Here is a 26577-nt window from a genome sequence, read left to right as displayed (position 1 = left end):
CACCGGTGTCCGCCACGGCGCGGCGCGGGCTCACCGGCAAGCGGCTGAGCTGCGGTAGCATCAGGTGGACGTCTGGAGGTAATCAAAGTGGGCAGTCTTAGTCCGTGGCACTGGGCGATCCTCGCTGTCGTGGTGGTTTTGCTGTTCGGTGCCAAGAAGCTCCCCGACGCGGCGCGTTCGTTGGGTAAGTCGATGCGCATCTTCAAGTCCGAGTTGCGCGAAATGCAAAGTGAGAGCAAAGCCGATTCGTCCGCCATCGACCAGGCCACGCCCGTGCAGTCGCAGCGCGTCGAACAGCCGACCGCAACGGAGCAGGGTCACACCGAAGCTCGCCCGGCTTAGCCCGGCATCGCCCTCGCGGTGCCCGCGCCTCACTGACCGAGCGTCGTGAAAGCTTTCAAGGTTTCAGCGCGCACTGCCGGCGTGCTGAAACGGCTGAACCCACGGCAGCGTCGTAGCCGCACCAACCCCGACGCGACGATGTCGCTGGTCGATCACCTCACCGAGCTGCGCACCCGCCTGCTGATCTCGCTGGGCGCCATCCTGTTGACCACGATCTTCGGCTTCATCTGGTATTCGCACTCGATTTTCGGGCTGGAGAGCCTCGGCGAGTGGCTGCGCCATCCCTACTGTTCGCTGCCGCAGTCGGCGCGGGCGGACATCAGCGCCGACGGGCAGTGCCGGTTGCTGGCGACCGCGCCGTTCGACCAGTTTATGTTGCGGCTCAAGGTCGGGATGACGGCCGGGATCGTGCTCGCCTGCCCGATGTGGCTCTACCAGCTGTGGGCGTTCATCACACCCGGGCTGTATCAGAAGGAGCGCCGCTTCGCGATCGCGTTCGTGGTCCCCGCCGCCGGGCTGTTCGTCGCCGGTGCCGTGCTGGCCTACTACGTGCTGTCCAAGGCGTTGAGCTTCCTGTTGACCGTGGGCAGTGATGTGCAGGTGACCGCGCTGTCGGGCGACCGCTACTTCGGGTTCCTGATCAACCTGCTGGTGGTCTTCGGGGTCAGCTTCGAATTCCCTTTGCTGATCGCGATGCTCAACACGGTGGGCATTCTGAGCTATCAGAAGCTCAAGTCGTGGCGTCGGGGTCTGATCTTCTCGATGTTCGTCTTCGCGGCGGTGTTCACGCCCGGCTCGGATCCGTTCTCGATGACGGCGCTGGGCGTGGCGCTGTCGGTGCTCCTGGAGTTCGCCATCCAGATAGCCCGCCTGCACGACCGGCGCAAAGCCAAGCGCGAGGCCCAGGCCGAGATTCCCGACGACGAGGCCTCGGTGATCGAGCCGCCGTCCCCGATTCCCCAGCCGTCGTTCAGTGCGGGGCAGCACGAAGATGTCACCTAACCCCGGCGAGCGTGGCACCCTCTCCCGCGAGGGCGCGTATCTGTACGACGACACTCCGTATCCGCCGTACATCTGCGCGCCCTCGCGCACGATGGCGGCGGCGTGACAGAGCTGGTCGAGCTACCCCGGTTCACTGCGGAACTGCCGTTTGCGCTCGACGGATTTCAGCAGCGGGCGTGCGCGGCGCTTGAACGCGGCCACGGCGTACTGGTCTGCGCGCCGACGGGGGCAGGCAAGACGGTGGTCGGTGAATTCGCGGTGCACCTGGCTCTGGCGGCCGGCGGCAAGTGCTTCTACACCACGCCGCTCAAGGCGCTGAGCAACCAGAAACACACCGACCTGACCCTGCGCTACGGCCGGGACCGGATCGGCCTGCTGACCGGCGACATCTCGGTGAACGCCGACGCGCCCGTGGTGGTGATGACCACCGAGGTGTTGCGCAACATGCTCTACGCCGATTCGCCCGCTCTGCGCGGGCTCTCGCATGTGGTCATGGACGAGGTGCATTTCCTCGCCGACCGGATGCGGGGCCCGGTGTGGGAGGAGGTGATCCTGCACCTGCCCCAGGAGGTGCGGCTGGTCAGCCTGTCGGCGACGGTCAGCAACGCCGAGGAATTCGGCGGCTGGATCCAGACCGTGCGCGGCGACACGACGGTGGTGGTCGACGAGCATCGGCCCGTGCCGCTGTGGCAGCACGTCCTGGTGGGCAAGCGCCTCTTCGACCTCTTCGACTACACGCACGGGCAGCCGGGCGCGGGCAGCGAGCCGCGCGTCGACCCCAACCTGTTGCGCCACATCGCGCATCGCCGTGAGGCGGACCGCATGTCGGACTGGCAGCCCAGACGCGGGCGGCCCGGACGGACGGGTCAGGGCCGGCCGCGTTTCTACCGGCCGCCCGCCCGACCCGACGTCATCGCGATCCTGGACTCCGAGGGGCTGTTGCCGGCGATCACGTTCGTGTTCTCCCGGGCCGGGTGTGACGCCGCGGTCCAGCAGTGCCTGCGGTCCCCGCTGCGGCTGACCACCGACGAGGAACGCGCGCAGATCGCCGAGGTGATCGACCACCGCTGCGGCGACCTCGCCGACGCCGACCTGGCCGTGCTGGGCTACTACGAATGGCGGGAGGGTCTGTTGCGCGGGCTGGCCGCCCACCATGCGGGAATGTTGCCGGCGTTCCGCCACACGGTCGAAGAGCTGTTCACCGCCGGCCTGGTCAGGGCGGTCTTCGCGACCGAAACCCTGGCTCTCGGCATCAACATGCCCGCCCGCACCGTGGTGCTCGAACGGCTGGTCAAGTTCAACGGCGAGCAGCACGTGCCGCTGACGCCGGGGGAGTACACGCAGCTGACCGGTCGCGCCGGGCGGCGTGGCATCGACGTCGAGGGTCACGCGGTGGTGTTGTGGAATCCCAGCGAAGAGACCACCGAACCGTCCGCTGTGGCCGGCCTGGCCTCCACCCGCACCTTCCCGCTGCGCAGTTCGTTCGCCCCGTCGTACAACATGACGATCAACCTGGTGCACCGGATGGGCCCAGAGCAGGCGCACCGCCTGCTCGAGCAGTCCTTCGCCCAGTACCAGACCGACCGCTCGGTCGTCGGCCTGGTCCGCGGCATCGAGCGCGGCGAGAAGTTGCTCGTGGAGATCGCCAAGGAACTCGGCGGCACCGACTCGCCGATACTGGGCTACGCCCGGATGCGGGCCCGGATCTCCGACATGGAGCGCGCACAGTCGCGCGCGTCGCGGTTGCAGCGCCGCCAGGCCGCCAGCGACGCGTTGTCGGCGCTGCGCCGGGGCGACATCATCAACATCACCCAGGGCCACCGCGGCGGGCTCGCGGTGGTGCTGGAGTCGGCGCGTGACGGGGACGACCCCCGTCCGTTGGTGCTCACCGAAAACCGTTGGGCGGGAAGGATTTCGTCGGCGGACTATTCGGGCGTGTCGCCGCCGGTCGGGTCGATGCCGCTACCCAGGCGGGTGGAGCATCGCCAGCCGCGGGTGCGGCGCGACCTGGCTTCGGCGTTGCGCTCGGCCGTCGAAGGGCTGGCGATCCCGGCCGCGCGCCGGGCCGGCCGCAGCGACGACGACGGCGACGGCGCCTTCCACGACCCGGAGCTGGCGGCGCTGCGCGCCGAGTTGCGCCGCCACCCGTCGCACAACAGCCCGGGGCTCGAGGCCCGGATGCGGGACGCCGAACGGTACCTGCGCATCGAGCGCGACAATGCGCAGTTGGAGAAAAAGGTCGCCGCAGCCACTAATTCGCTCGCCCGGACCTTCGACCGGATCGTCGGGTTGCTCACCGAGCGGGGCTTCATCCAGGACGCGGCCGGCGATCCCGTCGTCACCGACGACGGCCGGTTGCTGGCCCGTATCTACAGCGAGAGCGACCTGTTGGTCGCCGAATGCCTGCGCACGGGCGCATGGGACGGCCTGAAACCGCCGGAATTGGCGGCGGTGGTCTCCTCGGTGCTCTACGAGAGCAGGGGCGGCGACGGTCCCGGGGCGGCGTTCGCCGCCGACGCGCCGAACCAACGGGTGCGGCAGGCGTTGCAACAGACTGCGCGACTGTCCAACGCGCTGCGCGCCGACGAGCAGGCGCACCGGATCGGCCCGAGCCGCGAACCCGACGACGGTTTCGTCGGCGTCATGTATCGGTGGGCCAGGTCGGGAGACCTCTCGACCGCGCTGGCCGCTTTCGACCCGACCGGCACCGGCTCGCCGCTGCTCGCCGGGGACTTCGTGCGCTGGTGCCGCCAGGTGCTCGACCTGTTGGACCAGGTTCGCAACGCCGCCCCGGACGCCGAATTGCGCGCCGCCGCCAAGCGCGCGATCGGCGACGTTCGGCGCGGCGTCGTCGCAGTTGACGCCGGGTAGGCTGGGCCGCAGCTACGGTTGACCCGTAACGAGAAGCCAAGATCAAAGGGGCTGAGGAGAAACCATGAGCGGACCGCAGGGATCCGACCAGCAGTGGCAGCCGCCGGGTCAAGGTGGCGATCGCTCGTCGGAACCGACTCAGGTCGGGTCGCCCTGGCAGCAGCAGGAGCCCACCCAGGAGGCCTCGTGGCAGGCCCCGGCGTACACGCCCCCGGCCGACTACCCGCAGTACCAGCAGCCGGCCGAACCGGCGTACCCGCAGCAGCAGTACCCCGGCTATCCGCAGCCGGGTCAGTACGGCGCCCCGGGCCAGTACGCGCAGCCGGGTCAGTACGCCCAGCCGGGTCAGTACGCTCAGCCCGGCCAGTACGGCCAGCCGGGCCAGTACGGCCAACCGGACCAGTACGGCCAGTACGGCCAGCCGGGCCAGTACCCGCAGCAGTACCCGCCCTACGAGCAGCCGCGCAAGAAGCGGTCAATGGCGCTGGTGGGCGGCGTAAGCGGCGCGATCGCGTTCCTGATCGTCGTGATCATCCTGGTGCTGGGCTTCTGGGAGCCCGGGTTCTTCGTCACCACCAAACTCGACGTGAACAAGGCCCAGGCGGGTGTGCAGCAGATTCTGACCGACGAGACCAACGGCTACGGGGCCAAGAACGTCACGAACGTCAAATGCAACAACGGCCAGAATCCCGTCGTGAAGAAGGGCGGCTCGTTCGACTGCAGCGTCAGCATCGACGGCGCCCAGAAGCGCGTCACCGTGACCTTCCAGGACAACAAGGGCACCTACGAGGTCGGCCGGCCTCAGTAACCGGCTCACCCCGGCAGCGCGTCGAGCGCCTTCTGCAAGCGACCGATCGAGGAACCGACGCCCAGCTCCGTCGCCAGTTCGGCGGTTCGTTGCGGATCGGCGGCCACCAGTGGCAGCGCGTCCGAGGAGGTCGACAGTTCGACGGGCGCGTCGGTGGCCACCCGCACCACCTGGGCGGCGGCCTCGATGTACTGGCTCGCGCCCAGCAGTTTGGCGCGCAGACCCTTGGCCATCTTCGATTTCGGGTCCTGGGCGGCGGCCAGGATCTGGTCCAGGGACCCGTGCTGAGCCAGCAGTGTGGCCGCCGTCTTCTCGCCCACGCCCGGCACACCGGGCAGCCCATCGGACGGGTCACCGCGTAGCAGCGCGAGCTCGGCGTACGCCGGTCCCGCGCGGTGCTCGGGCACGCAGTAGTTCTCGGCCACCTCGGCGGGCCCGAACAGGGTCGCTTTCGCGAGCCCTCGGCCCAGGTAGAGCACCCGGACCGGGACGGGCTCGTCGGTGACCACCTGCAGCAGGTCGCGGTCCCCGCTGACCACCACCACCGGGTCGCGGCGCTCGCGCGCCGCCAGCGTGCCCAGCACGTCGTCGGCCTCGAACCCCTCGGCGCCCGCCGTCGGGATCCCGAAGGCGCCCAGCAGCTCCAGGATCGAGTCGACCTGCGGGCTCAGGTCGTCGGGAACCTCCTCGACGTCGGGTTGGCCGGCGGGTTCCGGCTCGGCGACCCGGTGCGCCTTGTAGGAGGGGATGAGGTCCACCCGGAACTGCGGACGCCAGTCGAGGTCCAGGCACACCACCAGCCGGCCGGGTCGGTGCTGGGTGATCACCACCGCCAGCGAGTCGATGAATCCGCGCACGGCGTTGACCGGCCGGCCGTCGGGCGCGGTGATCGACGAGGGCACACCGAAATACGAGCGGAACCACATGCTGGGGCCATCGAGGAGGAGCAGCGGTGCCGGCATGCGGACAATCCTGCCAGCGCCGCGACGGCGCCGGTTAGCCTGGCTGCCATGGACTCGGACCGATTCGACTCGAGTGTCTACGCCCGCCGGCTGGACGCCGCGGCCGCCGCGGCCGCCGACGCGGGTCTGGCCGGCCTGGTCATCACCCCGGGCTACGACTTGCGATACCTCGTCGGTTCGCGGGCCCAGACGTTCGAGCGGCTCACCGCGCTGGTGTTGCCGGCGGCCGGCCAGCCGACCGTGGTGGTGCCGCGGCTCGAGCTGGCATCGCTGACGGGCTCGGCCATCGACGAATTGGGTGTCGCCGTGCGGGATTGGGTCGACGGTGAGGACCCGTACCAGCTGGTGAGCGCCGCGCTGGGCGGGGTACCCGCGGCAACGGCGGTGACCGACTCGATGCCGGCGCTGCACCTGCTGCCGCTGGCCGGCGTGCTCGGCGTGCTGCCGATCCTGGCCACCGACGTGTTGCGCGCGCTGCGCATGGTGAAGGAGGAATGCGAGATCGACGCCCTGCGCAAGGCCGGTGCGGCCATCGACCGGGTGCACGCCCGGGTGCCGGAGTTCCTGCAGCCGGGCCGCACCGAGGCGGACGTCGCCGCCGATATCGCGGAAGCGATTGTCGCCGAAGGTCACTCGGAGGTGTCGTTCATCATCGTCGGCTCCGGACCGCATGGGGCAGACCCTCATCACGGGTTTTCGGACCGTGAGCTGCAGGTGGGCGACATCGTGGTCGTCGACATCGGCGGGTCCTACGAGCCCGGATACCACTCCGACTCGACGCGGACTTACAGCATCGGCGAGCCGAATCAACAGGTGGCGCAGCACTATTCGGTGCTGCAACGGGCGCAGCGGGCGGCGCTGGACGCGGTCCGTCCGGGTGTGACCGCCGAGCAGGTCGACGCCGCGGCCCGCGACGTGCTGGCGGGGGAGGGGCTCGCGGAATTCTTCGTGCACCGCACCGGGCACGGTATCGGGCTGTCGGTGCACGAGGAGCCGTACATCGTCGCGGGGAACGCGCTGCCGCTCACTGCGGGCATGGCCTTCTCCGTCGAGCCGGGCGTCTACTTCCCGGGCCGGTGGGGCGCCCGGATCGAGGACATCGTGGTCGTGACGGACGACGGCGCAATGGCGGTGAACAACCGGCCGCACGACCTCATCGTGGTGCCGGTGTCGTAACCGCCGCGTAGGTTGGCCGTGTGTCGATCCTGGACCTCCCGTTGCTTCCCCTGCGCATCGCGCGCGAGATCGTCCACGCGCTCGTGCACCCCGCGCCGCCGGCGCCGGCACCGGCCGCCGAGTTGTTGGTGGTGGACGGGATGCCCGAGGGCGTGCCGCCGGCGGCACGACGCCCCGAGCCCGGGCTGCCCGCGCCGTCGGGATGGCCGTTCGGTGAACAATTTCCGCGCACCTGTGGCGCGGGCCGGGTGGCCGGCGGCGCGTTCTTCTGGACCGACTTCCTCTACGACGACCACGGGGCGACGGGTATCCCGGTCGGTGACCTGAAGGTTCAGGCGCCGCCGCGCGGCACCTACGTTTATCCCGCCGGGCCGGCGGCCCGCAACGGCGCTGACATCTTCCGTGTCGCCATCGGTCTCACCGATGCGGATACCTGGTGGCGCGTCGACTGGAACACGCTGCTGGACGCCTCGGTACCGATCGCGCTGTTCACCCTCGACACCGGACCGGATCGCACCGCATCCGAGCAGTGGCCGGCCGGCGCCGGCGTGCGCTCGGCCGGTATCGACATGGCGCTGCTGGTGTCGAGCAGCGGCGCCGCGCTGATCGACCTGGTCACGAAGGCAAGCACGCCGGTCGAACACAGCGTCGACATGCAGTCGCGGACCTTCCTCGCGCGGGTGCCGCGGTCGCTGCTGGAACCGGCCGGCACCTGGACGGTCCGGCTGGCCGCGGGGCTGGCGAACCGCGCGGGCGACGGGTTCGCCGACGTGCCCGCCGAGCACGGCGCCCTGCCCGGGCAGCCCAACGTTTACAACGTCGCGTTCCGCACCAACGACCAGGAGCCCCCGCATCTGAACTTCTGGTCGGACCAGGCCCAGGCGGCGGCCCTGACCCAGGGCGACGTGTCCGAGTTCTCGGTAGCCGTGGCGTGGCAGCGCCTCGCGTCCGGTGAAACAACCCCCGAGCCGGTGATCACCGGCCCGTCGACGCGATGGTATGTATCTTCTGTTGAACTGGGACAAGGCATTTCGGCAGATGACATCTTGAGCACCAAGCCCCAGTTCCTCGGCAGGGTGCAGCCCTACTCGGTGTGTCTGCCGTCGAGGTTCACGCCGGGCCGCTCGCTGCCGCTGACGCTGCTGCTGCATTCGCTCGCGCTCGGGCAGAGCCAGTTCGCCGCGATCGACCCGCGCCTGTTGCACGAGGTCTGCGAGGGCCGCGATTCGGTGGTGGTCACGCCGCTGGCCCGAGGCCCGTCGACCTGGTACTTCGACACCGGTGAACTCGACGTCTGGGAGGTGTGGGCGCGGGTGGCCGAGCAGCTGCGCACCGACCCGAATCGCACTGTCGTGTCGGGCTATTCGATGGGCGGGTATGCCGCTTACAAGCTGGGGTTGACCTATCCGCAGGTGTTTTCGCAGGCCGTGGTGCTGGCCGGCCCGCCGGCGTGCGGTGTGCGGCTGCTGCCCGACGTCGACATCCCGGCCGACCTCGATCTGGACTCGCCGTGTGCCCGCGAGGGCGACACCTGGAGGCTGCTGGTCAACGCCCGCTGGCTGCCGTACGTCATCGCGCACGGGCTGGTCGACGAGCTGGTGCCGTTCGCCTCGGCCGCCGAGCAGGTGCTCGAGCTCGACCGGCTGGGCTACCGGCACCGGTTCACCGTGTACCCGTTCGAGGATCACATCGCCTGGGTGCTGCAGGACAAGTTCGAGGACCCGATCGCGCACATGGGAACCGGCCTGCGACAAGCCGATCCGGGACACATCACCTATGCCTGGTACCCGCAGCTGGTGCGGCCCGACCTGGGCATCGGGCCGCACCAGGTGTGGTGGCTGTCCGGGCTGACGGCCGATCCCGCGGTGACGGCGCGGCGTGGGGCGGTCGCCGAAGTCGACGCGCGTTCGTACGCCCGCCCGGATCCGACGCACACCGTTGCGCACCATCGCGGCCTGGTGCTGAATTTCGACCCGACCCCGGGGTTGGACAGCGAACTCGATTGGCAGGTCGGACGAACCGTCGGTCCCTTGCCGTATCTGACGCTTCGACTCACCGGGGTCGCCGGGCTGGTGGTGGACGTCCGGCGCGCGGGGCTGGCTGCGTTGCCCGCGTCGACGATCATGGTGGCCACCGACACCGCCGCGCAGATCACGCTCGGCGGCCTGCCGCCCGGGTTTCAGGTGCAACTCGACGGCGAGGCCTCCGGAGCCACCGTCTCGGTGCCCCCGGGCCGGCATCGGCTCACCCTCAAGGCTCGGTGACGGGCTGTTGATGACGGAGTTGCCGGCGTCAACGGTCGGAATTACCTTGGCGTTGCGATTTTTGGGTGATTAGCGGACGCGGCCGCCCTGAGCGAGAATGCTGCGCGTGGTTCCGCTGGCGGTCGATCCTCAGGCGCTGTTCGCCGCGGGCAGCGCCGTGGTCGCCACGGGCGACGGCGTGGCTGCCAACCTGACGATCTTGACGGCGGGCTTCGCTGCGCACACCGGACTCGACGCGGCCGGCGCGGTATTCGGCCTGCAATACCAGTCCGCGGCGGAGTCGCTGTTGAAGGCGGCCACGGCCGCCATCAACGCCTGCCGGTTCAGCGGAGCCAAAATTCAACTGGGCGCGTCGAACTATTCGAAGGCGGAGGCGGCGTCGAAGCCTGGCGGCGGTGCGGACACCCTGGCGCCCCCGGGCGAGCCGGCCAGGATCTCCCCTCCCGGCCCGCCGGGCACGTGGGGGGCCGGGCAGCCGCCACCGGCGCTGTGGGCGCTGATCCAGTCGCTGGTCGATGACGTTTGGCCCGACGGCGACGTCGCGGGGCTGCACGCCGCCGCTGGTCGGTGGCGGACCTTCGGTACGGCGCTGTGCGGCATGCAGGACGCGTTGAACGCGTCGAAGGCGCTTGTCGGCGCCCAGCAGATCCCCGAAGGCGAGAAGGTTATCCAGGTTCTGTCGCAGATCGGCGGCTGCGCCAACGGCATCGGTGCGCAGTGCGCGAAACTGGCTTGCACGCTCGACGACTTCGCCGACCAGGTGTGCCACGCGCAGAACGACATTCGGGACCTGTTGCACCGGCTGGGGTCGCTGGCCGACATCGGTCATGACGTGGCGCTGGTCTTCGAGGGCAAGGCGCTCGACGAGCTCGAAGAGATCGCCGGCGACATCAACAACGTTCTGCGTGACCTGGGAAGGGAAGCGCGGGCGGCCGAGCAGGGGATGAAGCTGGGCATGCGGGCGATCGACGGCTGGGTCGTCGGCATGGAGAAATGCATGCGCGGCGAATTCAGGCACTTCCTGGGCGACGCGGTGGGCAACCAGGTCGCGGACATGTTCGATACGTGGGCCAACTTCAGCGAGGGCTCCTTCAAGGGTCTCGTCGGGATGGTGCAGGGCATCGAGGAACTCGACCCGCGGTGGTTGTTGCTCGATCCCGCGGGCGCATTGAACACCTGGAAGGGCATGACGAGGACGGGGTTGCTCAACCACTTCCGCAACCCGCAAGACGCGCTTGAAGCGGACAAGCAGATGTTCAGATCGCTTCTCCACCTGGATGATTGGCGTTCTGACAGGCCGGGGCTGGGGGCGGGTGAGAACGCGTTCGATGTCGCAACACTTTTCCTCCCCGGAGTCGGCGAGGCGGGGGCCGGAGTCAAGGGCGGAGCCGCCGGTGCCCGCGGCGCCGGGGACGGCGCCGAAGCCGCGGATGCCGCCGGCGCCGCCCGGCGCGGCGGGGAGTTCGGCGCCGCCGCCGGCGAACTCGACGAGATCGGCACGGCCGGCGGCGGCTTTACCAAGGGCCTGCAAGACGTCACCAACGAGATACCGACCGCCGAGCGGCCGCCGGTGAGCGGCGCCCCGGTGGCTTTGCCGGCGACCGGCAAGTTGCCGGAGGCGCCCGTCGTGTCCACCCCGCATGCCGCGGATCCGGCGGCCCCGGGTGGCGCGCACGATCCTGCGCCGCCGTCGGCGGGCGATCCGCACGAGCCGGTGCCGGCGGGCGGCCCGTACGCCCCGGGGGGTGGTCCACCCGAACCATCGGTGCCCAGCACGCCGGGCGAGCGCATGCCGTCGACCACGCCGGAAGCGACCGAACCGCTCCCCGCGGGTGCGCACGAGCAAGCATCCCCGCCGGCCGGTGCAAGCGAGCCGACGCCCGCGCCGGCGGAGGGTCCGCGCGAACCAGTGCCCGGGCCGGCGGAGGGTCCGCGCGGTCCGGTGCCCGCTTCAGCGGAACCGGCGCATGACACGACTCCGGCGCCGGTCGGAGCGACGTCGACGCCGATGTCGGCCGGTCTGCCCGGTGAGCGTCCACCTTGGATCGATCCGCATCCCGCCGAACCCGCGTCCGCGCGGGTGCCGGCGTCGCCCAGCGCGTCGCTTGGTGAGCCGGCGCCCGCGGCCGCGCACACACCGCCGCCAACCGCTGCGTCGCCGCATGCGTCGGCTCCGTCATCTGCGCCCGCCAGCGGTCGTCCGGCTGAATTGCCGTCCCCGCACGGTGGCCCGCGGGAGCCGAGCGAAGGTATTCCAAAAGGCAACCGTCCGCCTGGACCTGGGCCCCACGGCCCCCACGGGCCTCGTGACGACGGCTTGCCGGGTAAGCACCCGCATGAGCGGCGACCGCACGAGGGAAACCCGCATCGGCCCGAACACGGGGGTCCAAGCCATGGCGGCGGTTCCGGCGACAACACCCTGGACCCTACTCACAGATTGCACTCCGATGATCTGTCGACATTCGCGGACTACACTGGCACTGGCTACATTGACCTGAACGAGGCGTTAAGGAACGAGGCTTTGGACGCGTCTTTATACGCTCGAGTTGAAGCGTTGAATAATGCGTTGAGCAAGCTCCCCCCATATGAGGGGCCGGTCGTCCGAGGCACAAACCTGCCGTCAGAAGTGCTTGCCCAATACAGACCGGATGAATACATCATTGAAAAGGGTTTTATGAGCACCACTAGAGATCCAGGTGTAGCTCAGTCGCCAGCATTCGCCGGAAATGTCGAGTTCAGGATTGCGTCATTTACTGGGCGGGATGTTTCTCCTTACTCGATGTTCCCAACCGAGCAAGAAGTTTTGTTCCCGTCGCATACAAGGTTCTTAGTTATCAGTAGGCAAGTTGATCCATTAACAGGTCGGACCATCATCGAAATGATCGAAGAATAGTATTTGGAGATGTTGGTTTAATTCGAAAGGAGGTCTGAGTGAGAGAAATCGCGGGAAAGATCTTCATGACCCGAGAAGAGGCGGGCGCGCCTCCGCCGTCGGAAGAGAAGCTGGCGCGTGCTCGGGAAATGTTTGATGAGTTTCAGCGGAGAGTTGACGCGGTCGCCGACGAGGACCGGCCAACGGAGGTCTCGCCAAAGTTCTGGGACGACACTTCCGGTACGGAGTACGACCCTCGCAGAAAGAGTTAGTGCCTAAAGGGCGAAGCGTCCTACTTGTCGCCCCGGTCCAACAATCCCGACGACCCGAGCACCCGCTCGATGTGCACCTCGATGACCACTCGCCGTGGGTTGGGCCGCGGGTTGCGGTAGCGCTGGGCATACCGCAACTCGGCGTCACGCACGGCATCGGCATCGCTGTTGACCTTGGATTGCCCCTCCAGAGACAGCCACCGGGCGCCGTCGACCTGGCTGAGCACGGCCATGCCGCCCCGCTCGGCGTTGACGGCCTTCTGCGAGCCGCCGGTGGTGATGACCCGCGCGATGTGGGTCTTGGGGTCGAAGGTGAAACCCACCGCCACGACGTGAGGGGAACCGTCGGCGCGAACCGTGGTCAGCATGGCCAGATGCCGCTCCGACAGAAACGCCAGCGCGTCGTCGGTGAGCCGGGTAGTGGTATTCGCCATCACCGCCCACGCTAGCGCAGGCGATAATCGCACCCGTGGACGACACGGTCGCTGGTCCGGTACTGGTTCTGGGCGGACGCAGCGAGATCGGCATCGAACTCGCGCGGCGCCTGGCGCCCGGGGCGACGGTCGTGCTGGCCGCCCGTAAAGCCGATCACCTCGCCGACGAAGTGAACGCGGTCAAGTCGGCGGGCGCCGTGGCGGTCCACACCAGGGAATTCGACGCCGACGACCTGGCGTCGCACGGCCCGCTGGTCGCCTCCGTCATCGCCGACCACGGTCCCATCGGCACCGCGGTGCTGGCCTTCGGCATCCTGGGCGATCAGTCCCGCGCCGAGCGCGACGCCGCGCATGCGGTTGCCATCGTGCAGACCGACTACGTCGCGCAGGTCAGCATGCTCACTCATCTGGCGGCCGCGATGCGCACGGCCGGGAGGGGCTCGCTCGTCGTCTTCTCCTCGGTCGCCGGCATCCGGGTGCGTCGCGCCAACTACGTCTATGGTTCGGCCAAAGCCGGGCTGGACGGTTTCGCCAGCGGCCTGGCCGATGCGCTGCACGGCACCGGCGTGCGACTGCTCATCGCGCGCCCCGGCTTCGTCATCGGGCGGATGACTGACGGCATGTCGCCGGCGCCGCTGTCCAGCACGCCGCAGCAGGTGGCCGAGGCCACCGCGCGCGCCCTGGCCAACGGCCGCCGCACCGTGTGGATCCCGTGGGCGCTGCGTCCGACATTCTTCGCGATGCGGCTGTTGCCGCAATCCGTGTGGCGCAGGATGCCCCGATGATCGTCGTCGTCGGCATCGGGGCCGACGGCATGGCGGGGCTGTCGGCGGCATCCCGGTCCGAATTGCGGCACGCCGCAGTCATTTACGGCTCCAAGCGCCAACTCGACGAGCTTGACGACACCGTGGAAGCACCCCGCCGGCAGTGGCCGTCGCCGATGCTGCCCGCCTTGCACAGGCTGCTCGACGAGCACACCGGCGACGTGCACGTGGTGGCCAGCGGCGACCCCTTGCTGCACGGCATCGGGGGCACGCTGATCCGGCTGTACGGCGCCGACCGGGTACGGGTGCTGCCCCACGTGTCCTCGGTGACGCTGGCGTGCGCTCGAATGGGCTGGAACGTCCACGACACGGAGGTGATCAGCCTGGTCACGGCCGCGCCCCACACGGCGGTGCGCCGCGGCGGGCGCGCGATCGTGCTGTGCCAAGGCGGCCATACGCCCCGCGAGCTCGCGGTGCTGCTCGCGGCGCACGGGCGCGGCGACTCTCAACTCAGCATCCTCGAAAACCTGGGCGGCCCTACCGAACACCGCCGCGACGGCACCGCGCGCCAATGGGCCGAGAACGCGCCGTCGGACGTCGACGACCTCAACGTGCTCGCGATCCGCTACCTGCCCGACGTGCGTGCCTCGGCGCCGCCGGACGACGCGTTCGCCCACGACGGGCAGATCACCAAGCACGGGATCCGCGCGGTGACGTTGGCGGCGCTGGCGCCGCGGCCGGGGGAGCGGCTATGGGATGTCGGCGCCGGGTCGGGCAGCATCAGTGTCGCATGGTGCCTCGCTTGGCGAGATTGCCGCGCAACGGCATTCGAGCGCGACGACCATCGCCGGGCCAACGTCCACGCCAACGCGGTGGCGTTCGGCGTCAGCATCGACGCCCGTGGCGACGCCCCGGCCGGGTTCGACGGGGCCGAATCGCCGTCGGCGATCTTCATCGGCGGGGGCCTCACCCAACCGGGCCTGCTGGACGCTTGCCTCGATGCCCTGCCCCCGGGTGGACGTCTCGTCGTCAATGCCGTCACGGTTGAATCGGAATCGGCTGTCGCGCAGGCATATTCGCGCTTCGGCGGACGGCTGCGGCGCTATCAGCACTATCACGGCGCACCGCTGGGCGACTTCACCGGCTGGCGGCCGCAGCATCCGGTCACCCAATGGACGATGACAAGATGACGGTGTACTTCATCGGCGCGGGCCCGGGCGCCGCCGACCTCATCACGGTCCGCGGCCAACGACTCGTCCAGGGCTGCCGGGTATGCCTGTATGCGGGTTCGATCATGCCCGACGACCTGCTGGCACTGTGTCCGCCCGGCGCGAAAGTCGTTGACACCGGCCCCTTCACGCTGGAGCAGATCGTGGACGAACTGGCCGACGCCGACGCCGCCGGCCATGACGTCGCCCGCCTGCACTCCGGCGACCCTTCGCTCTACAGCGCGCTGGCCGAGCAGTGCCGCCGACTCGACGCCCTGGGTATCGATTACGAGATCGTGCCCGGGGTGCCGTCTTTCGCCGCAGCGGCGGCGGCCCTCAAGCGGGAATTCACCGTGCCCGGGGTCGCGCAGACGGTGACGCTGACCCGGGTGGCGACCCTGTCGACGGCAATGCCGCCCGGCGAGGACCTGGCCACGCTCGCCCAACCCGGTGCCACGCTGGTTCTGCACCTGGCCGCCGCCCAGATCGACGCCGTCGTACCCCAGCTGACGGCGGGGGGCTACCGGCCCGAGACACCCGCTGCGGTCGTGGCATTCGCCAGCTGGCCGCAACAGGTCGTGCTGCGCGGAACTCTCGCCGACATCGCCGGCCAGATGCACGACGCCGGGATCACCAAGACCGCTGTCATCGTCGTCGGCGACGTGCTGGCCGCCGAGGGGTTCACCGACAGCTACCTGTATTCGACCGGCCGGACGCGGGGAAGCAGGCACTGATGCGGCTGCTGTTGCTGGGCGGCACCGCCGAGGGCCGCGTGCTGGCCAAGGCCCTGCATCCGCGCGTCGACATCGTCAGCTCGCTCGCCGGCCGGGTGCCGGACCCCGCGTTACCGGTGGGCCCGGTTCGCGTCGGCGGCTTCGGAGGCGTCGGCGGACTGCGGCGCTGGCTGCGAGACGAACGCATCGACGCCGTGGTCGATGCGACGCACCCCTTCGCGGCCACCATGACCGCGCACGCCGCGCAGGTGTGCGGGGAGCTGCGCATACCGCTCCTGGTGCTGGCGCGCCCGGCCTGGGATCCCGGCTCCGCGATCGTCGTCGACTCCGATGGCGAGGCCGCTCAGACCGTCGAGCGCAACCGATATTCGCGGATCTTTCTCACCACCGGCCGCTCGGGTACCAGGGCATTCACCGGCAGCGAGGCGTGGTTCTTGATCCGTGCCGTCACCGAACCCGACGGCGCCTGGCTGCCGCGCCGGCACCGGCTGGTCCTGTCTCGCGGCCCATACCACTACGACGACGAACTCGCGCTCCTGCGCGATCACCGCATCGAGGCGCTGGTCACCAAGAACAGCGGCGGCGACATGACCCGGGCGAAGCTGGACGCCGCTGGCGCGCTGGGTATTCCGGTGGTGATGGTCGCGCGTCCGCCGCTGCCGGCCGGGGTGGTGACGGCGGCCAGCGTCGACGAGGCCACCAGTTGGGTCGCGAGACTGGCTAACCGGTGAGGCCGTCGCGCTCCACGTCGGCCATCAGCACGTCGCGGGCGCGGGCGACGCGGGATCGGATGGTCCCCACCGGGCACCCGCACACCGCTGCGGCGTCCGCATAGGGCAGGCCCAGCAATTGGGTCAGCAACAACGCCTCCCGTTGCTCGGTGGTCAGGCCGGCGATCATCGTGGTCACCTCGACCAGGTCCTCGAACCCGCGGGCGTGGCGGTCGCTGCGCAGGACCTGCTCGGGATCGGCGCCAGGGGCCGTGCGTGGCCGCGACCGGGCATGCCGGATGTGATCGGCGACGACACGGCGCGCGATGGCCAGCAGCCAGGTCCGGGCGCTCGATCGAGCCTCGAAGCGCTCGATGGCGCCGATCGCGCGCAGGAACGTCTCCTGCGTCAGGTCGTCGGCGCTGCCCGCATCGGCAAGGTAGGCGACGAAGCGCCAAACGTCTTGCTGGGTGGCCTTGATGAACGCTTCGAGCGCTCGGGCATTTCCGCGTGCGGCTGCCAAGGCTAGCTCGGTAACGGCCTCGTCGTCGCTGGACGCGGTCATGACCAACCACCTTAGCCGCACGGGGACCACGGGTCTACGACGGGTCGTCGTAGTGGCGTCGATCGGGTCGGGTGCCGACCGGTTGATCGGCCACAGATGACCGCGCCGCCGGCCCGCGGAGAGCCCGGAAGGCGCAGCATCCTCGACTTGCCCCTCGCGGCCCGAATCCCGCGACTTACCCGACCCGGCGCGTTCGCGCGCCACCAGCAGGGTGAACACCAGTCCCAGTAGCAAGGGCATGTGGCTCGCCACGCGCGTCGCGGTCACCTCGCCGGCAAAGGCATCGACGACCACGTAGCTGAACAGCGCAACCGAATAAACCCCGGTGATCGCCGCGACACCGATCGCGGTTATGGGCCATACCCCGGCGGCGACCATCGCCAGACCCAACGCCAGCAACCAGGCGGTGGACTCGTGCATCAGGTGCTCACCGGACATCGCCCCGTGCATGTGGGCCGACACCATGCCGAAGTCGACACCACTGATCTGCGCGGCCGCGATCGCCACCTGGAACAACCCGACGGCGATGAGCGCCCACCGCCGATAGTGCGAACGCAGCGCGCGCATCCAGCGACGGTGCGGCGCCACGGGCTGCCGGCCGACGCCGGCCATGATCTTGCCCACCAGGTCGGGACCATAGCCGGGTTCCATCGCGGCCAGCCGGCGCGTCTGCACCGCGGCGCCGATCAGCCACGCCCGGCAACTCCGGCACGAATCCAGATGAACGTCGACCTGCTGCGCGAGCACCTGGGGGCGCTCGCCGTCCAATCGCGCCGACAGCGCCTCACGCGCAACGTCACACCGCATTCCTGCATCGTTGCGCATGGCCGCGTGCCGCGCAAAGACCCCCTCGGGACACGGCCGGGAACCGAGTGGAACCAAACCGTCTGGCTCGCCGACCACTGAAGGCAGTGACCGCCAGCCAGCCACTCGAGGGGGTAGCCATGTCGTCAGTTGATTGCCGGGGGCGCCGACGATGACCGCCCCGGTCTGGGCGGCCTTTCCTCCGGAGGTTCACTCGACGCTGCTCAACAGCGGCCCGGGGCCCGGGCCGCTGTTGGCGGCGGCGGCGGCCTGGTCGTCGTTGGGAGCTCAATATGCCTCGGCCGCATCGGAACTCACCGCCCTGTTGAGTGCTGCTCAGGGGGCGTGGGAAGGGCCCACCGCCGACAGTTACGTCACGGCGCACGCGCCCTATCTGAGTTGGCTGCTCGATGGCGCCGCCAAGAGCGCCAGTGCGGCGGCTATGCACGAAACCGCCGCCGGAGCGCACGGCGCGGCGCTCGCGGCCATGCCCACGGCACCAGAACTGCTCGCCAATCACGTCACCCATGCGGCGCTCGTGGCAACCAACTTCTTCGGCGTCAACACCATTCCCATCGCCGTGAACGAAGCCGACTACGCGCGCATGTGGGTGCAGGCCGCCGAGACCATGGCCGCCTACGAGGTCGCGTCCGAGATGGCCCGTGCGGCGGTTCCCGCCACCGAGCCCCCACCGCCGATCGTCGCCGCCCCCGCGGCGGCGTCCCCGCTGCAGGCGAGCAGGGCGACCGCCCCGTCCCCCGCCTCCTGGCAGGATCAGCTCGCCGCGCTTATCCAGAAGTACACGAGCGGCTTCGCGTGGCCGGTGTCCAAAGACCTCAACCCCGCCGGTTGGCCGATTCCCGCCGTCCCGTTCACACAGGGCATAACCTCGGCGCTGCTACAGATCCCGGGACTGTCACCGACACTTGCGAGCGCGCTGGCCTGGGCCATTTTCCATACGCTGATGATCTTCTGGCCGTTCGGGGCGCAGGCGGTCCAGTTGGCGCTCTCGGCTGCCCCCCTGCTGGCCGCTGCCTACGCCGCCGGGGCCGCGGCCACGACGGCGGGTGCCGCGGCGGCGACCGGCATCGCGCTGCCCGTGTCGCTGCCGCTGGCCGCGGGCGCGCCGGCTCCCGTGTCGCCCGGTGCCCCTGCGCCGCCCGCCGCGGCGGGCAGCGTCCCGGCGGTGGCCTCCGGTGCCCCGGTGTCGGCGGGCACGGCGACCCCCGTGCCGGCGGCGATGACGGGCGGCGGCCCGGTCGGTGGCGGGCCCGGGGGCGGTTTCGGGCCGACGGCCACAAACGGGGTCGGCGCGAGCATGACCGACGCGCTCTATGCCGTCGGGCTGTCGGGGCTGTCGGCGCGCGGCCGCGCTGCTGATCACACGCGGCGCAGGTCCGAGGAGCCTGCGCGCGACGACGTGGCCGCGCCGACGTCGGCCGTCACTGCGCCGGCCGGCGAGCGGACGCGGGCACGGCGGCGCCGCGGCGCCACGACAAAGGATCACGCCCACCGCCACGAGTTCATGGACCTCGACACCGGCCCGGACGCGCAGGCCGTCGCGTCGGCGCTGGGCGGTGGCCCCATGGGGTTCGCCGGCACCTCGGCGAAAGCCGGTGCCGGCACGCCGGCCGGGTTGACCGCTGCGCCGGGTGACCGGTTGGGCGGGGGGCCGGTCCTGCCGATGATGCCGAGCGGCTGGGCCGGCGAAGCGCCGAATTAATCTGTCAGACAGGCATATTCGCGCGCGGGTGTTGTTGCTTTCGCGGTTGGCCGCGCAAAGTCTTCGCACGCATTGCGAAGCGGCGACGATCGGGCTCAATCGGCGATCTCGCCGTCGCAACCAAATACCATAGGGGGTATGGTATACATGGTGCTGTGGGACGTGCCGATGCCGCGGCGCCGGCGTGAGACTGCGAATCGATAAGAGCGGGGACGAAAGGAAAACCCATGTTGGCCTTTCTCAAACGGGCCTGGGTACCCCTCGTCGTCGTCGTGGCAGTCACCTTCGGCGCCGTCGCGGTCAACGACCTTCGCGGCGTCTTCGGCTCCGACGAGATCTTCACTGCCACGGGCAGCAGCGCAGAACCGCTCGAACCTTCCCACATCAAGCGGGTGACCTACGAGGTGTACGGACCCGCTGACACGACCGGAAGCGTGAGCTATCTGAACAAGAGCGCCCAACCGGAGCAGGAGAACTTCACCGGCCTGCCCTGGACCTACACGATCACCACGACCGTGCCGGCGGTGATCGCCAACGTGGTGGCACAGGGCAGCAGCGACACAATCGGCTGCCGCATCACCATCAACGGCGAGGTCAAAGACGAGCGGTCGGCGGACGGCCACCACGCCCAGACTTCATGCTTGGTCAAGGCCGGATGAACGCCGACACCGACAGGCGCCCGAAGTTCATGCGGTTCGTCCGCAGCTTCGCGGTGCCGATCATCGTCGGATGGCTGCTGCTGACCGCGGCCCTGAACCTGCTTGTGCCCCCGATCGAGTCGGTCGCCCGAAACCATGCGGTCACCATGTCGCCCCAGGACGCCCCGGCGATGATCGCCGCGAAGCGCATCGGCGCGAAGTTCCACGAGTCGGACTCCGACAGCATCGCGATGGTCGTCCTGGAGAGCGATCACAAGCTCGGCCCGGATGCGCACCGCTACTACGACGGCCTGGTGCAGAAGCTGGATGCCGATCACAAACACGTGCAGCACGTCCAAAACGTGTGGGGTGACCCGCTCACCGCCGCGGGTGTGGAGAGCCGCGACGGCAAAGCCGCGTATGCCCAACTCAACCTGGCCGGAAACCAGGGCAGCACCCTGGGCAACGAATCCGTAAAAGCGGTGCGCGAGACCGTCGACCATTCGTCACCGCCCCCGGGCCTCAAGGTCTATGTCACCGGCCCGGCGGCGCTGACGACGGATATGAACGAGGCCGCCGACAAGAGCATGTTCACCATGATGGGCGTGACGGGCGTGGTCATCATGGTCATGCTGTTCATCGCCTACCGTTCCGTGAGCACGGTGCTTCTCGTTCTCGTCATGGTCGGCTTCGAGATGGGCACGGCCAGAGGCCTGGTCGCGCTGCTCGGCAACTACGACCTGTTGGGCTTCTCGACGTTCGTCGTCGCCATGCTGTCCTCGTTGGCGATAGCGGCGGGAACCGACTACGCAATCTTCCTCATCGGCCGCTATCAGGAGGCGCGGCAGGCCGGTATGGACCGGGAAGCGGCGTACTACAGCATGTTTCGCGGTACCTTCCACATCATTCTGGGATCGGGGCTCACGATTGCCGGCGCCACCTTCTGCCTGCACCTGGCGCGGCTGTCGTACTTCAAGGCGCTCGGCATTCCGTCCGCGCTGGGTCTGATCGTCGTCGTGGCGGGCGCGCTGACCGCGGCGCCCGCCGTTGTGGCGGTGGCGAGCCGGTTCGGCCTGCTCGACCCGAAGCGGGCCGTCAAAGTCCACGGCTGGCGCCGTATCGGGACCGCGTGCGTGCGTTGGCCCGGCCCGGTGTTCGCGACCTCGCTGGCTATCGCCATCATCGGGATCCTCGTCATGCCGACCATGAAAACCAGCTACAACGACCGCTATTACATTCCCAAGGATCTTCCGTCGAATGTCGGCTATGAGGCCGCCGAGCGCCATTTCAGTGCCGCCACAATGAATCCCGACATATTGATGATCGAGAGCGATCACGACATGCGCAACTCCGGCGACATGATCATCCTCGACCGCCTCGCCAAGGAGGTGTTCCGCTCACCGGGAATCGCCATGGTGCAGAGCATCACCCGCCCGCTTGGGGGGCCGATCGAGCACACGTCGATACCGTTCCAGATCAGCGCCCAGTCGATCCCGATCCAGGAGAATCTTCAGTTCATGAGGGACCGGATGGGTGACATGCTCAAGATGAGCAACGACCTGGGCGCCATGATCGGGTCGATGCAGCGGATGCAGGGTTTGGTGCGGCAGATGAGCGGCGCCACTCACCACATGGTGGGCGACATGAACGACATGCAGACGACTCTGGACGAGATGCGAGACCACCTAGCCGATTTCGACGATTTCGCGCGACCGTTCCGCGGCTACCTGTACTGGGAACCACACTGCTTCGACATCCCCGTGTGCTGGGCGACCAGATCGGTGTTCGACGCCATCGACGGGGTGGACAAGTTCAGCGCGAACATGAGCACGCTGATCAAAGATGTGCACAACGTCGACTCGATCATGCCCGAAATGGTCGCCCAGTTCGCGCCGATGATCGGCGTCGCGCAGGCCATGCGCGGCAGCCTGCTGAGCATCCACAGCAGCTTCTCCGGTCTGGTCACCCAGATGGCCCAGATGACCGACACCGCCAGCGCCATGGGCCAGGCCTTCGACGCCTCCCGGAGCGGCGACTACTTCTACCTGCCGCCGGAGGCGTTCCAGAACGCCGACTTTCAGCGCGGCCTCCAGCTGTTCTTGTCGCCGGACGGCAAGGCCGCGCGGTTCATCATCACCCACGACAAGGACCCGGCGACTCCGGCGGGCATCGATGCGGTCAAGCCGGAACTGGAGGCAGCACACCATGCGGTCAAGGGAACGACGCTGACTGACGCCAGGTTCTACCTCGCCGGGACGGCGGCCATTTACCGTGACATCCAGTCGGGGTCCCACTACGACCTGCTGATCGTCGGAATCGCCGCGCTGACATTGATTTTCGTGGTCATGGTGATAATCACCCGGGCGCTGGTCGCGTCTGTGGTGATCGTGGGCACCGTGCTGCTGTCGCTGGGCGCGGCCTTCGGACTGTCGGTGCTGGTGTGGCAGCACCTGTTCGGCCTGGATCTGAACTGGATCGCGCCGGTGTTCGGGTTGATCATCCTGCTGGCCGTCGGCTCCGACTACAACCTGCTGCTGGTGTCGCGGTTCCAGGAGGAGATCGGCGCCGGCCTGAAGACCGGCATCATTCGGTCGATGGGTGAGACAGGAGGGGTGGTCACCTCGGCGGGCCTCGTCTTCGCCTTCACCATGATGTCGATGGTCGCCAGCGACCTGCGCTCGATCGGCCAGGCCGGCAGCACCATCGGCGTCGGCCTGCTGTTCGACACCCTGATCGTGCGCTCGTTGATGACGCCGTCGATCGCGGCGTTGCTCGGTCGCTGGTTCTGGTGGCCGCTGAATGTGCGTCCACGCCCGGCCAGCTCCATGCTTCGCCCGTTCGGGGCGCGCCGGCTGGTTCGCTCGCTCCTCCTGGGTGAGACGGCGGACGCGGCTTCCAAGCCCCAGCGCCCGGGAGCCGCCCCGCCACACCCGCACGACGGCGAGCCGGCCCCGGACGGAATGACCTACTCGGGTGCGGACGGGCCGCGCGTCAACCCGGGTAGCGCCGGGGCGTGAACACCCGGTCACCGGAACTGTCTGCGTACCACTGAGTTTGGGACGAGCCGACGATCAGCAGGCAGCGCATGTCGATCTCGTCGGGGTTGAGGTCCGCCAGGCGGACCACGCGGACGTTCTCGTCGGGTCCGGAGACGTCGCGGCCGATCACCACCGGCGTGCCGGGTTCACGGTGGGCCAGCAGCACATCGCGCATCGCGCCGACCTGCCATCTGCGCGCCTTGGAGGCCGGGTTGTAGATGGCCAGGACCAGGTCGGCGGCGGCCGCGGCGGCCAGTCGCGCCGAGATCACCTCCCATGGCTTGAGCCGGTCGGACAGCGAGATCACGGCGTAGTCGTGGCCAAGGGGAGCGCCGACGCGGCTGGCGACGGCCTGGGCGGCGGTCATCGCCGGGATGACCCGGACTTGCACGCCCGCCCATTGCTTGGCCTCCTCGAGAACAGCGGTGGCCATGGCGAACACCCCGGGGTCGCCCGACGACACGACCGCGACGGCATGCCCCTGCTCGGCCAGCGCACACGCGAGTTTCGCGCGCGCGGGTTCGTCGGTGTTGTCACTGGAATGGCGCCGCTGACCCTCGCGGAGGGGGACGCGGTCGAGGTATCCGGCATAGCCGATCAGGTCGGTGGCCGCGCCGAGTTCGCGTCGGCACTGCGGTGTCATCCAGTCGTTGTCGCCGGGGCCGAGGCCCACGACCGCGACGGTGCCGGCCGAGGTCCGGCCGTTGGCCCGGCGCCCCCCGGGCAGCATCGCCAGCGAGAAGTAGGGCACGCTGCTCTCGTCGACGTCGGCCGCGCGCAACACGCGTTGTCCTGACGTGCTGGCCCGCTCGACATAGAACGTGTCGTCGAGTTGTCCCGACGCTGAAAGCGCCTCGCGGACATTGTGATACGACCGGCCCAGCTTGAGCACGACGGCGGCGTCGGCATCGGCGAGGCGGCGGGTCAGTTCCGCGACCGGCAGGGTGCCCGGCAGCACCGACAACACCTCGTCACCGGCGACCAGCGGCGTGGCGACGGCTGCCGAGGCGGCGCTCACCGACGTCACCCCCGGGATGATGACGGCGTCGAACCGCTGGGTCAGCCGGGTGTGCAGGTGCATGTAGGAGCTGTAGAACAGCGGGTCGCCCTCGGCGAGCAGCGCCACGTCGCGACCGGCGTCCAGGTGTTCGGCGATCCGCCGGGTGGCGTCGGCATAGAACTCTTCGAGCGCACCGGCGTAGCCGCCGGGATGGTCGGTGGTCTCGGTGGTCACCGGATACACCAGGTGTTCCTCGACCTGCCCTGCGCGCAGATACGGCTCGGCGATCCCGCGGGCGATGCTGCGGCCGTGCCGGGCGCTGTGATAGGCGATCACGTCGGCCCGTCCGATCACGCGGGCGGCCTTGACCGTCACCAGCTCCGGATCACCCGGGCCCAGCCCGACCCCGTACAGCGTGCCTCTGCGGTTGACCGGGTTCGTCATTCGGTGTCGCTCGCGATCGCGTTGACCGCCGCCGCGGCCATGGCGCTGCCACCCCGGCGCCCTCGCACCACCAGATAGGACATCCCGCGCGGCCGGGCGATCAGCTCCTCCTTGGACTGCGCCGAGCCGACGAACCCGACGGGCCCGCCCAGCACGGCGGCCGGCGGGGCAACCCCGTCGTCGACCAGCTCGAGGAGCCGGAACAGGGCGGTGGGCGCGTTGCCGATCGCGAGCACCGCGCCGGGCAGCCGGTCGGCCCACAGCTCCACGCCGGCCGCGGACCGGGTGGTGCACTTCCGCGCGGCGAGATCGGCGGCGCGCGGATCGGCGACCAGCGAGACCACCTCGTTGCCGGCCGGCAATCGCGCCGCGGTGATGCCCGCGGCCACCATCGACGAGTCGCACAACACGGGGGCGCCGGCCCGCAGGGCCGCACCGGCGCGGGCGGCGGCGTCGTCGGTGTAGGCGACGTGCTCGGCGACATCCACCTGCCCGCAGGTGTGGATCAACCGGACGACTACCCGCGCGATGTCGGCGGGAAAGCGGGCCAGGTCGGCCTCGGCGCGGATGGCCGCGAACGATTGGCGGTAAATCTCTGCCGCGTCACGGATGTAGTCGAGCATCCGCTCACCTTAAAGGCCTGTTGGATGCCCTCTTGAGCCGATAGCCGTCTCCGGTCGCGACCAGCACCTCACCGGCCGGTGGACTGCCGCACGCACGGTCGCAGCCGACGAAATGCCGGTGTGCTCCCGCTTCCGCGTCCCGCGTGTCGAGCGACCGCGCGGCGTCGGCCCGCACGTCGGCGGCCGAGTGCGCGCATCCCGGCTTGCCGGTGCAGGCGCTGACGGTCAGCCACGGCGAGTTCTCGTCGAACACCAGCCCCAGCGGCGCCAGCACCCGCAGCGCGGTGTCGGCGATGCCCTCGTCGAGATCGCACACCAGCACCGAGCGCCACGGCGTGATCACCAGGGGTGCCTCGATGGCGGCGAGGAATTCCGCGACGCGGGCGGGCAGCACCCCCAGCGGCACCGCGGCGCCCAGCGCGACCCGGCCGTCCTCCTGGTTGATCCAGCCCACCGGGGGTGTGGTGACCGGCGGGAAGCCCGCCCCCAGGACCACACCGGGCATCAGCCGCCCGAGATCATCCAGTTCGCCGACCCGCCAAGCCTTCCCGCGGATCTCGGCGAACTTCGAGGCGAGGTCGATCAGCGTGCCGACAACCTCGTCGGCGCGCAGCCGCGCCCCGGTGTCCCGTCCCGACAACAGCAGCGCCCAGCCGTCGTCCTGCGCGTGCGCCCCGACGTCGGCGGCCAAGCCGGACACGTCGGCCCGGCCGTCGTCGAGGCTGAACCAGAAGCGGCCGCCCAGCTGTGCGAGGCCCGGTTCGGCGCGGATGGCCGCGTCCAGCTCACCGACCAGCGGTCGCACGTCGACGGTGCCCCCGGACCTCCCGGACAGCGGCGACGCGACGATGTTGCGCACCCGCTCGTGGGTGGTCGACGGCAACAGGCCGGCCGCGGCGATCGCCTCGGCGACCGCCGCCACGTCGGTGATTCCGCGCACCTGCACGTTGCCGCGCGCGGTCAGCTCCAGCGTTCCCGAGCCCTTCTCACGGGCCAGAGCGCTCAGCGTCGCCAGCTGGGCGGCGGTGATCATGCCGCCGGGCAGCCTGACCCGCGCCAGGGCGCCGTCGGCGGCCTCGTGGACCTGCAGCGCTCCGGGGCAGGCGTCGGTGTCGCGAGCTCTGGCCACCCGCCCACGGTACGGCTTTGCCGCGCGTCGGGCACCGGCGGTGTTTGCCGTCGCAGATAGGGTACTCCGCGGATGTCGTCCTGGATCTCCTGGCGGATTCGGCGCTCCAACTGCGGAGAGTCCGCCAGTCGTCCCGCGGGCAGCGCGTTGGGAAGTCGAGTAGGGCTCTACTCTATTGATTGCTGGGTCCGCAG

23 protein-coding genes and 1 pseudogene are annotated in these 26577 nt (G+C 69.6%); 15 read left to right on the top strand and 9 right to left on the bottom strand.

Annotated features, from left to right (window positions below; translation table 11 throughout):
- Positions 1-87 precede the first annotated feature (87 nt).
- The 4 genes from tatA (at position 88) to G6N48_RS05680 (ending at position 5023) form a co-directional block, all read left to right on the top strand.
- Positions 88-342 carry a Sec-independent protein translocase subunit TatA gene (tatA, locus tag G6N48_RS05695; RefSeq protein WP_085268695.1) on the top strand — a complete coding sequence of 85 codons (255 nt, stop codon included), beginning with the start codon at positions 88-90 and terminating at the stop codon, positions 340-342.
- Positions 343-387: 45 nt separating this feature from the next.
- Positions 388-1344, top strand: coding sequence for a twin-arginine translocase subunit TatC (gene tatC, locus G6N48_RS05690; RefSeq protein WP_139825723.1), 957 nt, complete (start codon positions 388-390; stop codon positions 1342-1344).
- 102 nt (positions 1345-1446) lie between these two features.
- Positions 1447-4215, top strand: a complete 2769-nt coding sequence (locus G6N48_RS05685) for a DEAD/DEAH box helicase (protein WP_085268696.1) — start codon at positions 1447-1449, stop codon at positions 4213-4215.
- A 64-nt stretch (positions 4216-4279) separates the two neighbouring features.
- The gene (locus tag G6N48_RS05680; RefSeq protein WP_085268697.1) at positions 4280-5023 is read left to right on the top strand and encodes a DUF4333 domain-containing protein; all 744 of its coding nucleotides are present in this window, start codon (positions 4280-4282) and stop codon (positions 5021-5023) included.
- A 5-nt stretch (positions 5024-5028) separates the two neighbouring features.
- On the opposite strand, the gene G6N48_RS05675 is transcribed toward G6N48_RS05680, so the two are convergent.
- A complete protein-coding gene (locus tag G6N48_RS05675; RefSeq protein ID WP_085268698.1) occupies positions 5029-5985 on the bottom strand; it encodes a 5'-3' exonuclease in 957 nt (318 codons plus the stop codon).
- A 48-nt stretch (positions 5986-6033) separates the two neighbouring features.
- Between G6N48_RS05675 and G6N48_RS05670 the strand changes: the two genes are divergently transcribed.
- The gene (locus G6N48_RS05670; RefSeq protein ID WP_085268699.1) at positions 6034-7161 is read left to right on the top strand and encodes a M24 family metallopeptidase; all 1128 of its coding nucleotides are present in this window, start codon (positions 6034-6036) and stop codon (positions 7159-7161) included.
- A 20-nt stretch (positions 7162-7181) separates the two neighbouring features.
- Positions 7182-9425, top strand: coding sequence for an alpha/beta hydrolase-fold protein (locus G6N48_RS05665; RefSeq protein ID WP_085268700.1), 2244 nt, complete (start codon positions 7182-7184; stop codon positions 9423-9425).
- Between the two features lie 129 nt (positions 9426-9554).
- Here the strand turns inward: G6N48_RS05665 and G6N48_RS05660 are convergent, their stop codons facing one another.
- Together G6N48_RS05660 and G6N48_RS05655 are read right to left on the bottom strand one after the other, a co-directional pair.
- Entirely contained in the window at positions 9555-9761 is a 207-nt protein-coding gene (locus tag G6N48_RS05660) for a hypothetical protein (protein WP_139825724.1), read from the bottom strand.
- 21 nt (positions 9762-9782) lie between these two features.
- A complete protein-coding gene (locus tag G6N48_RS05655; RefSeq protein WP_139825725.1) occupies positions 9783-10025 on the bottom strand; it encodes a hypothetical protein in 243 nt (80 codons plus the stop codon).
- On the opposite strand from G6N48_RS05655, the gene G6N48_RS05650 reads away from it, so the two are divergent.
- Positions 9913-12318: an ADP-ribosyltransferase gene (locus G6N48_RS05650; protein WP_456299183.1), complete on the top strand. Its 2406-nt coding sequence runs from the start codon at positions 9913-9915 to the stop codon at positions 12316-12318. The two genes, G6N48_RS05655 and G6N48_RS05650, sit on opposite strands and share 113 nt — an antisense overlap.
- A gap of 38 nt (positions 12319-12356) precedes the next feature.
- A complete protein-coding gene (locus G6N48_RS05645; RefSeq protein ID WP_232066551.1) occupies positions 12357-12569 on the top strand; it encodes a hypothetical protein in 213 nt (70 codons plus the stop codon).
- Between the two features lie 20 nt (positions 12570-12589).
- Here the strand turns inward: G6N48_RS05645 and G6N48_RS05640 are convergent, their stop codons facing one another.
- Positions 12590-13003 (bottom strand): F420-dependent biliverdin reductase, encoded by a 414-nt coding sequence (locus G6N48_RS05640; protein ID WP_085268702.1) that lies wholly within the window; start codon positions 13001-13003, stop codon positions 12590-12592.
- A gap of 35 nt (positions 13004-13038) precedes the next feature.
- Here G6N48_RS05640 and G6N48_RS05635 point away from each other — a divergent pair, with 35 nt between their 5' ends.
- The 4 genes from G6N48_RS05635 to G6N48_RS05620 are packed head-to-tail and all read left to right on the top strand — an operon-like array spanning position 13039 to position 16440.
- Positions 13039-13788 carry an SDR family NAD(P)-dependent oxidoreductase gene (locus tag G6N48_RS05635; RefSeq protein WP_085268703.1) on the top strand — a complete coding sequence of 250 codons (750 nt, stop codon included), beginning with the start codon at positions 13039-13041 and terminating at the stop codon, positions 13786-13788.
- Positions 13785-14957, top strand: coding sequence for a precorrin-6y C5,15-methyltransferase (decarboxylating) subunit CbiE (gene cbiE / locus G6N48_RS05630; RefSeq protein WP_085268823.1), 1173 nt, complete (start codon positions 13785-13787; stop codon positions 14955-14957). Before G6N48_RS05635 ends, cbiE begins: the two co-directional genes overlap by 4 nt.
- Complete coding sequence (cobM, locus tag G6N48_RS05625) at positions 14954-15709, top strand: precorrin-4 C(11)-methyltransferase (RefSeq protein ID WP_085268704.1); 756 nt, start codon at positions 14954-14956, stop codon at positions 15707-15709. Before cbiE ends, cobM begins: the two co-directional genes overlap by 4 nt.
- On the top strand, positions 15709-16440 hold the full coding sequence (locus G6N48_RS05620) for a cobalt-precorrin-6A reductase (protein WP_085268705.1): 732 nt from the start codon (positions 15709-15711) through the stop codon (positions 16438-16440). The genes cobM and G6N48_RS05620 overlap by 1 nt, the downstream gene beginning before the upstream one ends.
- On the opposite strand, the gene sigC is transcribed toward G6N48_RS05620, so the two are convergent.
- Positions 16430-16984, bottom strand: a complete 555-nt coding sequence (gene sigC / locus G6N48_RS28085) for an RNA polymerase sigma factor SigC (protein ID WP_232066757.1) — start codon at positions 16982-16984, stop codon at positions 16430-16432. The genes G6N48_RS05620 and sigC overlap by 11 nt on opposite strands.
- A 186-nt stretch (positions 16985-17170) precedes the next feature.
- A pseudogene (locus G6N48_RS28080) lies at positions 17171-17791 on the bottom strand (DUF2275 domain-containing protein); the annotation flags it as partial.
- Positions 17792-17960: 169 nt separating this feature from the next.
- Here G6N48_RS28080 and G6N48_RS05610 point away from each other — a divergent pair.
- The 3 genes from G6N48_RS05610 (at position 17961) to G6N48_RS05600 (ending at position 23166) form a co-directional block, all read left to right on the top strand.
- On the top strand, positions 17961-19511 hold the full coding sequence (locus G6N48_RS05610; protein WP_085268707.1) for a PPE family protein: 1551 nt from the start codon (positions 17961-17963) through the stop codon (positions 19509-19511).
- A 227-nt stretch (positions 19512-19738) separates the two neighbouring features.
- Complete coding sequence (locus G6N48_RS05605; RefSeq protein WP_085268708.1) at positions 19739-20170, top strand: MmpS family transport accessory protein; 432 nt, start codon at positions 19739-19741, stop codon at positions 20168-20170.
- Positions 20167-23166, top strand: a complete 3000-nt coding sequence (locus G6N48_RS05600) for an MMPL/RND family transporter (RefSeq protein WP_085268709.1) — start codon at positions 20167-20169, stop codon at positions 23164-23166. The genes G6N48_RS05605 and G6N48_RS05600 overlap by 4 nt, the downstream gene beginning before the upstream one ends.
- On the opposite strand, the gene G6N48_RS05595 is transcribed toward G6N48_RS05600, so the two are convergent.
- Genes G6N48_RS05595 through cobG form a run of 3 tightly spaced genes read right to left on the bottom strand, consistent with a single transcriptional unit; the run spans position 23141 to position 26383 of the window.
- On the bottom strand, positions 23141-24631 hold the full coding sequence (locus G6N48_RS05595; protein WP_085268710.1) for a precorrin-2 C(20)-methyltransferase: 1491 nt from the start codon (positions 24629-24631) through the stop codon (positions 23141-23143). The genes G6N48_RS05600 and G6N48_RS05595 overlap by 26 nt on opposite strands.
- Entirely contained in the window at positions 24628-25254 is a 627-nt protein-coding gene (locus G6N48_RS05590) for a precorrin-8X methylmutase (protein ID WP_085268711.1), read from the bottom strand. The genes G6N48_RS05595 and G6N48_RS05590 overlap by 4 nt, the downstream gene beginning before the upstream one ends.
- A gap of 4 nt (positions 25255-25258) precedes the next feature.
- Positions 25259-26383, bottom strand: a complete 1125-nt coding sequence (cobG, locus tag G6N48_RS05585; RefSeq protein ID WP_085268712.1) for a precorrin-3B synthase — start codon at positions 26381-26383, stop codon at positions 25259-25261.
- Positions 26384-26577 lie beyond the last annotated feature (194 nt).

Source organism: Mycobacterium parmense (genome assembly GCF_010730575.1).
Classification (GTDB): domain Bacteria; phylum Actinomycetota; class Actinomycetes; order Mycobacteriales; family Mycobacteriaceae; genus Mycobacterium; species Mycobacterium parmense.
Note: the sequence above shows the minus strand (reverse complement) of the source record. Positions and strands in the feature narration are given on the sequence as shown.